The 10,260-nt window shown below is 65.3% G+C and carries 6 protein-coding genes; 3 read left to right on the top strand and 3 right to left on the bottom strand.

Translation table 11 applies throughout. The features are described from left to right. Positions 1-194 precede the first annotated feature (194 nt). The 3 genes from VFW45_03630 to VFW45_03620 form a co-directional block, all read right to left on the bottom strand. Complete coding sequence (locus VFW45_03630; protein ID HEU5179857.1) at positions 195-2,225, bottom strand: hypothetical protein; 2,031 nt, start codon at positions 2,223-2,225, stop codon at positions 195-197. A 4-nt stretch (positions 2,226-2,229) separates the two neighbouring features. Then, complete coding sequence (locus tag VFW45_03625) at positions 2,230-2,733, bottom strand: hypothetical protein (GenBank protein ID HEU5179856.1); 504 nt, start codon at positions 2,731-2,733, stop codon at positions 2,230-2,232. A 216-nt stretch (positions 2,734-2,949) separates the two neighbouring features. Next, complete coding sequence (locus tag VFW45_03620) at positions 2,950-3,708, bottom strand: BON domain-containing protein (protein ID HEU5179855.1); 759 nt, start codon at positions 3,706-3,708, stop codon at positions 2,950-2,952. Positions 3,709-3,779: 71 nt separating this feature from the next. Here VFW45_03620 and VFW45_03615 point away from each other — a divergent pair, with 71 nt between their 5' ends. The 3 genes from VFW45_03615 to VFW45_03605 all read left to right on the top strand — a co-directional run. Then, positions 3,780-4,493 carry a protein-L-isoaspartate(D-aspartate) O-methyltransferase gene (locus VFW45_03615; GenBank protein ID HEU5179854.1) on the top strand — a complete coding sequence of 238 codons (714 nt, stop codon included), beginning with the start codon at positions 3,780-3,782 and terminating at the stop codon, positions 4,491-4,493. Positions 4,494-4,781: 288 nt separating this feature from the next. Beyond that, a complete protein-coding gene (locus tag VFW45_03610; protein ID HEU5179853.1) occupies positions 4,782-6,467 on the top strand; it encodes a M28 family peptidase in 1,686 nt (561 codons plus the stop codon). A 257-nt stretch (positions 6,468-6,724) separates the two neighbouring features. After that, the coding region (locus VFW45_03605) for a MopE-related protein (GenBank protein ID HEU5179852.1) at positions 6,725-10,260 on the top strand (3,536 nt) is incomplete at its 3' end.

Genomic DNA, 10,260 nt, shown 5'->3' with positions numbered 1-10,260 from the left:
GCAAAAAAAACAGCCGCCCTCCTTCCCCCCGGAAAAACTGGGAGACGGCAGGAAAGCGGCAGGTGCGCCGGTGCGCGCATCGTGGAGGCGTCCGGGGCGCGGGAGAAGGGAGGATCGAGCCTTCCAGCCGCGCCGCTGGAGATCCCTCGCGGGTCCGGGGCGGGGAGACTCTCCCCGCCCCGAAAACCCGAGGGTTACTGGATGGTGCGCCGGATGGTGAACGTCCCCGAGACGCCGGGCGCCAGGGAGGCGACATTGTTGGTGAATACCGTGTTGAGCGGCGCGTTGTTGCTCACCGTCCCGGCGCTGGCCGTGGCGGCGATGTGTGTGGTGGTCGTGCCCCAGTTGTTGGGAGCCGCGTTGCCATCCTCGGTGATCACCAGGTTCGTCGCGATGAGCGTCGCGTTGCCGGCCCCTCCCGCGGTGTTCGCCACGTTGGTGTAGATCACGTCGTAGCGAATCTCCGCCCCAGGCACCGGGTCCAGCGGACCGCCGGAGCCCGTGGTGTTGTCGATCAGGGCGGTCTTGATGATCCGGACGAATCCGGGGAAGAAGTTGTCGCGCGTCCGGTTGGTGGTCCCCGGCGAGTTCTGCGACTCGGCCTGCAGCACCGTCATGTAGCCCTGCAACACGGTGGTGCCGGCAGGCGCGGTGACGGCGGTGGTGAAGGTGGTCGTCACCCCGAAGGCGACCGGGATGTCGACGAAGCCGCCGCCCGAGACGACCGTCGCCGGAAGCGGACCGCCGGCGTCGGGATCGACGCTGACCGTGAAGCCCGCCGGGACCGTGGGCGCCGTGATGCGGAAGGTGTCATTGGCGTTGCCGGTGTTCTGCAGCGAGTTGGTGAAGCTCAGCGTCGCCGCCCCCGCCGTCGCCGAGCCGGGAGCGAGGCCGTTCGCCGCCGTCGAGGAGAGGTCGGTGAAATCGTCGTTGCTGGTGGTGTTGACCGCTCCCGGCGCGCCGTTCGGGCCGAGCAGCACGGAGCCGCTCTGGATCAGGAGCGTGAACTGCACCACGCCGTCGCCGTCGACGTTGCCCGGCGCGGCCCCCTCGGTGAAGTCGGCGTTCTGATCGCCCACGTTGGCGACCGTGTCGCCCGACTGATCGGTGATGTTGTTGCCGAGGAAGTTCTTTCCGAAGCTGTCGGCGATGTTACCGATCGGGAGGGTGGCGTTGGTCGTCGTGATGATGACCGAGAAGGTGAACGGTCCGGCCGTGGCGCCCGAGGTCAGCGTCCCGGCGGCGGAGAAGAAGCCGATGCGCCGCACGGTGGCGAGAGGCGGCGCCGCGGTGGTCCAGACGGATGCCGACGGGGTCGTGGCCAGGGCCGAAGTGGTGTAGACGACGACATAGCCCGCCGGCGCCGAGGGAGCCGGAGCGCCCATCAGCTGAGTGCCGACCGGAATCGGATCGGAGACCATCAGCCCCGTGGTCGGTGCGCCGTCCACGTTGAAGCTCTGTCCGGTGGCGGTGCGGCTGCCGTTGTTGGCCAGGCTCAGGCTGTAGGCGATGTTGCTGCCCAGCGCGACCGGGCCCGCGGGCACTGTCTTGGTCAGCTCCAGCTGCGCGTCGTCCTGAATCGTGGCGGTGATGTCACCGATGTCTTCGCGCCGGCCGTTCACCGGGGTCACGTCGACGGTGCGCACTTCGTTGGCGGACAGGTTGGCGGCCTGATTGGCGTTGTCGCCGAGGAGGATCTGGATGGTGTCGCCGGCGGTGGCCCCGGCGTTGACCGTCAGCTCCACCAGGACGCTCAAGGTCCCCGCCTGCGCCACCAGCGCCGAGGTCACCGACGCGCCGTTGGTCAGGATGTCGGTGTCGCCGCCGTTGATGGTGTTGCTGTTGTCCACGTCGATGACCGCCCGGGTCAACGTGACCGTGGTGGTCCCGGAGGTTACGGCCCGGATGCTGGCGCCGGAAGCCGCGAACAGGAATCGGTCGCTGATGTTCCCGGTGTTGGTCAGGGTGAACTGGAACAGGACGCCGCTCTGTCCGGTGACCACCGAGGGATTGACTCCGGCGTCCGGGGTGATGCTCAGCCCGGCGACATTGGAGACCGTGGTGGTGACGGTGTTGGAAACTGTGGTGAAGCTGTTCGTGCCGTCCGAATAGGTCGCCGTGGCACGGTTCGAGATCACCGTGCCGCCGGGGGTCGACTGGGCGAAGAGGGAGTCGGCGAAGGAAGCGACGGTGAGCAGCAGGAAGACGATAGCCGTCCTTTTCATGGCCTCACCTCACCTGTACTTGGTAGGAGACGGTCGCTTCGGCGCCCGCGGGCAGCGGGTTGTTCCAGGTCCAGCGGACGGTGGTGTAGCGATCGGCGGGGGCCGGGACGATCTGGGCCTTCCCGTCCTTGCCGAGCACGGTGATCGTGGGGGTGGAGGAGAAGTTCTTTCCGCCGTCGACGCTGTAATCGACGCGCAGCTCTGCCGACGTGGTGGCCGTGCCGGCGACATAAGCGGTGCCGGCCGGAATGGGACCCACGGCGCTGGCATGGCTGGCGTCGCGATCGCCCTGATTCGTGACCAGGATCTTGTAGAGGATCCGATCACCGGGGGACACCTTGGAGCCGCTTTCCAGGGCGGTAAAGTTCGCGCTGGAGTTCTTGGCGGGCTGGTGGCTCCCGATGAGCTGCACCTTGATGTCGGGGCCGGCAGCCAGGGCGGCGCCGCCGAGCAGCAGGATGGCAGCAATTACGCCGAGCCATGCTCGGCTGGTTCGCGCAAAGCTCATGACTTTCTCCCTCGAGAGGCGTTTAGACGGCTATTTGAGATACCAAGAGACACGTATTCATCCACGCGAGAATCTATAGTCGCTATTTCACTTCCGCAAGAAACGGGAGGAAATGGCCCGGGTGCCTTAAGGAGTTGCTTATTCAGTAGATTGGAACGGTGGGGATGGGCGAAAGATCGGCGTAACTGACATCGTGGTTTGGAGCCGGGGGCTCAATCAAGGACTTTCTTGACCTGACGGGACGCTCACGAGCGCTGGATCCACGATCAAGTGATTTTCGACCTGGACAACACCGGGAACCGACAGGGCCGCATTTTCCGCCTGCATCCGGTAAAGGAAGAGAGGTACCCGTCCCCGCAGCAGCGCCTTACCATCCTGCATCCGGACATCGAGCTTCGCCGGCCGGACCGGCAGGTCCTCGACGATTTTCCGCTCGACGTGGCGGCCCAGAGCCCCACCGGCATTGGAGGTAGCACTCACTTCGATCCGGTTCACGATCGCGACGATGCCGCGGATCTTGGACACCGTCTCCTCGACCTCCTGCTTCTGCCCATAGGTGCCGGCGCTCCCGGTCAGCACCACCTTTCCCAAACCGACTTGCGCCTTGAGCTCGCGCAGTGCGCCCGACAGCTCTCTCAAAGCTTGGTTCAGCGCGTAGCGGATCTGGGTGTCGGAGACCTGCCCGCGGGACACCCGTGCCATCATGACGACGTCCACGACCCCGGGAACGGAAGCGGCGATCCGCCGCGCATCGTCCAGCAAGTGGAGCGTCGCGGCACCACCCGAGATCGTCAGGATTCCTTCCTCGCAGCGCACCCCGAGACGCGAGCTTTGCCTCAGCTCGCTGGACTGGTTGAGCGCCTGCCGGACCTCGGCCGCGATGCCCGCGTCTTTGGGGGAGGCCAGGACCGCCGGAAGGCTCAGAAGTAAAGCCAGTGCGAGCGCCGCGATGGGAAGAATCCGGTCCAGCCGCATGGAATCAGCCTCCGATTGTGCATCGAGCCGGTTCGGCCTCAACATGGGGCGGGGAAGACCGGGAGTCCAGCATGTCCGGAAGAAACCTGCTTTCGATGATCCTTTCGGCGGCGCTCCCCCTGCTGGGCTGCGCGCCGCAATCCTCCCGCGACGAGGCGGCCGCGGCGCGCGCGACGATGGTGACGCAACAGATCGCAGGCCGCGGGATCCGCGACCCGCGGGTCCTGGAAGCGATGCGCACCGTGCCGAGACACCGCTTCGTTCCCGAGTCCTGGGCCGACGCGGCCTACAGCGACCAGCCCCTGCCGATCGGCTTTGGGCAAACCATCTCCCAGCCTTACATCGTGGCGCTGATGACGGAGCTGGCGCAGCCGGGCCCCGGGGACAAAGCTCTGGAAATCGGCACCGGATCCGGTTACCAGGCGGCGGTCCTGGCGCGGCTGGTGAAGCAGGTCGTCACCATCGAGATCGTCGAGCCGCTCGGCCGCGAGGCCGCCGGCCGCCTCGCCGCGCTCGGCGTTGACAACGTCACGGTGCGGATCGGCGATGGCTACCAGGGATGGAAGGAAGAAGCCCCGTACGACATCATCCTGGTCACGGCGGCGCCCGAGCAGGTGCCGCAGGCTCTGCTGGATCAGCTGGCGCCCGGGGGAAGGCTGGTGCTGCCGGTCGGACCGGCCGGCGGCATCCAGAACCTGCGGGTCATCGGCAAGGCCTTGAGCGGAGAGGTGACCACTCGCGAGCTCCTGCCGGTGCGCTTCGTGCCGATGGTGCCCTCGCCCTGAAGCGGCGGCCACGCCGCATGCCCGACCCGGCCGCATCCGCCTGTGGGCGGGTGCTATAATCCCGCCCCGCCGCGGCCCAGTGTTGCGTATCAGAAATCGAGTTCACACCGAGGCCGTCGAGCCACCCGGATCGCAAGGCGCGTCGAAGCGCCGCGTACCCAAAGCGGCTACGCAAGCGAGACGCAACGCCGCGAGGCGGGACGGATCGACGGCCGAATGTAACGCGATTTCTGGTACGCGACACTACGCAGCTCCCCCAATTTGCGAGCCCTCGTTTCGGAGGCCAACATGCGCCGGTCCGTGCTCCTCGTAATCCTGTTCTTGATCGCGCTCTCCATCGCGCCCGCCCAGGAGAGCAGCTATTCCCTGCCGAAGAAGGCCAGCCTGGCCCTCAACGGCCTGAGCGCCGAGCGAATGCGCGCGGATCTCAAGTTCCTCTCCTCGGATCTCCTGGAAGGGCGGGGGACCGGGCAGCGCGGCGGCGAGCTGGCCGCGAGCTACATCGCCACCCAGTTCGAGCTGGCCGGATTGAAGCCGGGAGCCCCCGACGGCACCTATTTCCAGAAGGTGCCGCTCATGGGGATCTCCACGGTGGCGGAAGGGACCAGCCTGAAGCTGGAGGGCCCCAAGGGCAGCGTCCCGCTGAAATACCTCGACGACTACGTCGCCTGGTCGCGCACGGAGGAGAAGGTGACCGACCAGAGCTCCGACCTGATCTTCGTCGGATACGGCATCGTGGCTCCGGAATTCCAGTGGGACGATTACAAGGGGGTCGACGTCAAGGGGAAGACGCTCCTGATGCTGGTCAACGACCCGCCTTCCACCGATACGAAGCTGTTCGGCGGACCGGCGCTGACCTACTACGGGCGATGGACCTACAAGTTCGAGATGGGGACCCGGAAGGAGGCCAACGGCGTCATTCTGATCCACACCACTCCCTCCGCCGGCTACGGCTTCAATGTGGTGCAGAACTCCTGGTCCAAGGAGCAGCCCTTCGTGGGCCGGGCGAAAGGGGAAAGGGTCCTCAGCCTGGAGTCCTGGATCACCGAGGCGAAGGCGAAAGAGCTGTTCACTCTCGCCGGCAAGAACCTGGATGAGGCGCGCGAGGCCGCGGCCCGCCGCGACTTCCGCCCCATTCCCCTCGGCATCACCGTGACGTCCCACATCGTGTCGAACGTTCGGCCCGTGGAGACCGCCAACGTGCTGGGCGTGCTGGAAGGGGGCGATCCTCAGAAGAAGACCGAGGCCGTCGTCTTCTCGGCCCACTACGATCATCTGGGAATCGGCAAGGAGGAGAACGGCGACAAGATCTTCAACGGCGCCGTCGACAACGCCTCGGGGGTTTCGATCCTGCTGGACCTGGCGCGCGTCTATGCCGGCGCGGCGGAGGGGGGCACGCGCCCACCGCGCTCCATCCTGTTCATCGCTGCCGCCGCCGAGGAAGGCGGACTGCGCGGCTCCCAGTACTACGCAACCCATCCGACCTTTCCGCCGGGGAAGATCGCGGCCAACCTGAACATCGACGGCATCCAGGTCGTCGGCCCGGCCCTCGAGTACACCTTCCTGGGGAGCGAGAAAACCACGCTCGGGCCGATCATCTCGTGGGCCGAGCGCCAGTTCGGCTTCAAGAACGTTCCCGATCCGGAGCCGGGCCAGGGCTCGTACTACCGCTCCGATCACTTCAATTTCGCGAAGGTGGGGGTCCCGTCCGTCTCGATCGACCAGGGGGACAAGTTCGAGGGGAAGGATCCCGCCTTGGGGAAGAAGATCTGGGAGGATTACAACGAGAACCGCTATCACCGGCCTTCGGACGAGTACGATGCGAGCTGGGACTTCTCCGGGCTGGTCAAGCTGGGGCGGATTGCCGGATCGATCGGCTGGGTGGTCGCCTCGCAGCCCAAGCTCCAAAGCTGGAAACCGGGCGATGAGTTCCTGGCCGCCCGTGAGGCGAGCTGGAGAGCCGGCTCGCAATAAGTTAGTGTCGCGTACCAGAAATCGCGTTACATTCGGCCGCCGATCCATCCCGGCTCGCTGCGTTGCGTCTCGCTTGCGTACCGCAGTCGGCTCGCCCGGGCAGCACGATGGTGCCCATGAATCAGAGAAGCCGCGGCGCACTCGAGTCGAGCTGGAATGCGCTCAGAAACTTTGTCATTGACAACCCCTTGGGACCGACGTATATCCTTCAATGGGGACGAAAAGCAGGAAACCCAAGTCCCGCTGAGAAGTGACGCATGCGTGGATCGCGTGCTCTTGTCCTGCTGGCTCTGGGCGCCACCCTCTTCACGCCCGGCTCCTCCCGCACCGGCGACCTGACTTTCCGGGAGCGAGTCGAAGCCCAGCGTGCCATCGAGCGCGTCTACTACTCCCACCAGATCGGCGCGACACGCACCTTCGAGAAGGCAGTTCCCGAAAGTCTCCTCGAACGCAAGGTGCGAACCACCCTCGCTGAGTCCGCTGCCCTCGAACGATTCTGGGGCACGCCCATATCGGCCGCCGCGCTCCAAGCCGAGTGGCAAAGGATCGCCCGAAGCTCCCGTTTTCCGGAGCGACTCGAAGAGATCTACGCGGCGCTCGACCACGATTCCGTGCTCATCCAGGAGACTTTCGTCCGTTCCGTGCTGGCGGATCGCCTCTCCCGCAACTTCTTCAAGACGGATGAGAGAATCCACTCCGGGAGCCGGCACGAGATCGAAGCCCTGCACGAGAAGCTGGTCACCGGGGACTTTTCGGAGGATTCGGAAGAATCGCACCGAACGGTCTGGGAGCTAATTCCGATTGGAGATGTGGGGGCGCAGGCAGTTGCCTCAGGGGGCTATGAGCCCGCCCCTCAGTCGGCTGGAAAAGCGGAGCCACGCGAGGGGGTCCGGAGCCTGAAGGTGAAGCCCGAGGAGCTCGAGCGCTGGCGCAGATCCACCCCCTCGAGGGTCGGCGAGATCGGGGAAATCCGCGATGAAGGGGACGCTTGGAGCATCGGCATCCTGCTGGGGGAGGAAGACGGTAGCCTGCGTATCGCGCGCTACGCGGTTCCCAAGGTCGGCTGGGACGAGTGGTGGGAAGGGACAAAGAACACCTGGGAGGAAGGCAGGGTCGCAACCGTGGCGCAGCCGTTCCAGGCCCTGACGCCGCCCACGCTCGACGACTCGTGCACCGCCCCCGACAGATGGGAGAACGGGATTCTGGACGCGGCGCCTCGGCCGGCCACCGGCCATGTGGCCGTCTGGACCGGAAGCTTGATGGTCGTTTGGGGGGGCACCAGCGACGAGACCCCCACAGGGCTGGGTGCCCGTTACGACCCTCTCACCGACACATGGAGTCGGACTTCCACCGTCGGAGCGCCAAGTCCGCGATATCTGAGCCCGACAGCCGTGTGGACGGGTCAACAGATGATTGTCTGGGGAGGATGGCCCTTTAATCTTGTTGGTAACGTTCTTCCTAACGTGGGCGGTCGATACGATCCTGTCTCCGATACGTGGCAGGCCACGTCAACCTCTGGCGCTCCTGAGGGCAGATTCGGACATAGCGCCGTATGGACCGGCTCGGTCATGCTGATTTGGGGGGGACAATCTTATGGCGGCTTTCTTAACCCGGGGGGCCAATACGAGCCTGCGACCGATACCTGGAGCCCGATTTCGGCTCTGGGTCAGCCTAATCCCCGGTCGAGTCACTCGGCGATCTGGACGGGGAGTCGGATGCTTGTCTGGGGAGGAGCGGGGTATGTGGGGCCGAATTTCGTTCACCTCAATACCGGTGGTCTCTACGACCCTGTCACAAATACGTGGTCAGCCACCTCGACGCTGAACGCTCCCTCGGCCCGGCTCGATCATAGCGCCATCTGGACGGGCACGAGGATGATTGTCTGGGGCGGCATGGCAGACAGCGTGGAGAACACCGGTAGGAGCTATGACCCGGTGGGAGATACCTGGGGAAATGTCGCCACGATGAATGCTCCTTCAGCGCGCAAGGGCCACCAAGCGATCTGGACCGGGAGCCGGATGATTGTCTGGGGAGGCGGATTCAACACCGGTGGAAGCTACAATCCCGCAAACGACCACTGGTCGCCGACCTCGACCACCAACGCCCCTTCGGCGCGATCGGGGAGCACGGCGGTTTGGACCGGCTCGAAAATGATCGTGTGGGGCGGCTTGCCGACCGCCGGCGGTGTTTCCGTCAATACGGGAGGCCAGTACGATCCGGCTGGAAACTCGTGGACGCCGACTTCCTCCACGCAAGAGGTAACGGCACGAATCGATCACACCGCCGTCTGGACCGGCAACGAGATGATTATTTGGGGGGGATCGGAGCAGAACCTTCGGGTGAACACCGGGGGACGCTACAATCCCACCTCTGATTCCTGGACTCCGACCACGCTTTCCGGAGCTCCAGCAGCGCGAGCGGTCCACGTGGCAGTCTGGACCGGAAACAAGATGGTGGTCTGGGGAGGGGGAGGAACTAATGGGGCCTACCTGCTCACCGGGGGGCGCTACGATCCGATTCTGGATTCCTGGAGCCCCATGACCTCGCTCAATCCCCCACCGGGGAGGGAGTATGCTTCCGCGATCTGGACGGGAACCGAAATGATCGTGTGGGGAGGTGACGACGGCATCCCGGTGGACACCGGCGGCCGCTACAACCCCGCCACCGATTCCTGGATCGCCACGGCGTGGGGCCCCGATGCTCGGGCCTTTCACTCGGCGGTCTGGACCGGAAGCCGGATGATCATCTGGGGAGGCGGATCCGACACCGGCGCGCAGTACAATCCCGCAACGAACAGCTGGACGCCCACTTCGACCGTCAATGCCCCTTCGGCACGGACGCTCCAATCCGGGGTCTGGACCGGCGACCGGATGATCATCTGGGGCGGCTATTCGGTACCCGATGGCGCCGACGTCAGCACGGGATCGAAATATGACCCCGCCACCGACAGCTGGACCCCCATCTCAGCCGTCAACGCGCCTGCACCCCGGGAGCTGAACTCCGCTGTCTGGGACGGGAGTCGCATGGTGATTTGGGGGGGCCTGGCGCCGCCGGACAGCCACCCTATAAGTACGGGTGGTTCCTACAATCCGGTCACGAATTCCTGGTCGCCCACTTCGCTCCTCGACGCGCCCTCACCGCGTGCCCGGCACACGGCAATCTCAGCCGGGCCCTTCATGATCGTTTGGGGAGGACATCCCCAGCACAGCACCCCTTACAACATGCTCTCCTCCGGGGGACGCTACTCGCCGACGGGTTTCGATCAGGACGAGGACGGGTTCACCACCTGCGCGGGAGATTGCAACGACACCAATCCGGCCGTCCATCCCGGCGCTCCAGAGATCTGCGACGGATTGGACAACAACTGCAACGGTACGGTCGATGAGATCGTCGACGCCGATACGGACGGCTTCACCAACTGCGGTGGAGATTGCAACGACTCCAACCCTGCCGTGCATCCCGGCGCGACGGAAGTGTGCAACGGGATCGACGACGATTGCGACAACGCGGTCGATGAAAGCATGCCCGACGCGGATGGTGACGGCTTCGATGCGTGCGCCGATTGCAACGACGCTGCGGCGTCAGTCCATCCTGGCGCCGTCGAGGTATGCAACGGCGTGGACGACAACTGCAGCGGCGTCGCCGACGAAGGGTTCCTGGATTCCGACGGGGACGGATCCGCGGATTGCGCGGACTGCCAGGACTTCGATCCTTCCATCTACCCCGGCGCGGCCGAAGTCTGCAACCAGATCGATGACAACTGCAACGAGCTGATCGACGAAGGCTTCGACCA

It is taken from the genome of Candidatus Polarisedimenticolia bacterium, assembly GCA_035764505.1.
Lineage (GTDB): Bacteria > Acidobacteriota > Polarisedimenticolia > Gp22-AA2 > AA152 > AA152.
Note: the sequence above shows the minus strand (reverse complement) of the source record. Positions and strands in the feature narration are given on the sequence as shown.

Bases quoted from the DNA above. Each gene is read 5' to 3' on its own strand.
- VFW45_03630 (HEU5179857.1), bottom strand. From the start codon at position 2,225: ATGAAAAGGACGGCTATCGTCTTCCTGCTGCTCACCGTCGCTTCCTTC.
- VFW45_03625 (HEU5179856.1), bottom strand. From the start codon at position 2,733: ATGAGCTTTGCGCGAACCAGCCGAGCATGGCTCGGCGTAATTGCTGCC.
- VFW45_03620 (HEU5179855.1), bottom strand. From the start codon at position 3,708: ATGCGGCTGGACCGGATTCTTCCCATCGCGGCGCTCGCACTGGCTTTA.
- VFW45_03615 (HEU5179854.1), top strand. From the start codon at position 3,780: ATGTCCGGAAGAAACCTGCTTTCGATGATCCTTTCGGCGGCGCTCCCC.
- VFW45_03610 (HEU5179853.1), top strand. From the start codon at position 4,782: ATGCGCCGGTCCGTGCTCCTCGTAATCCTGTTCTTGATCGCGCTCTCC.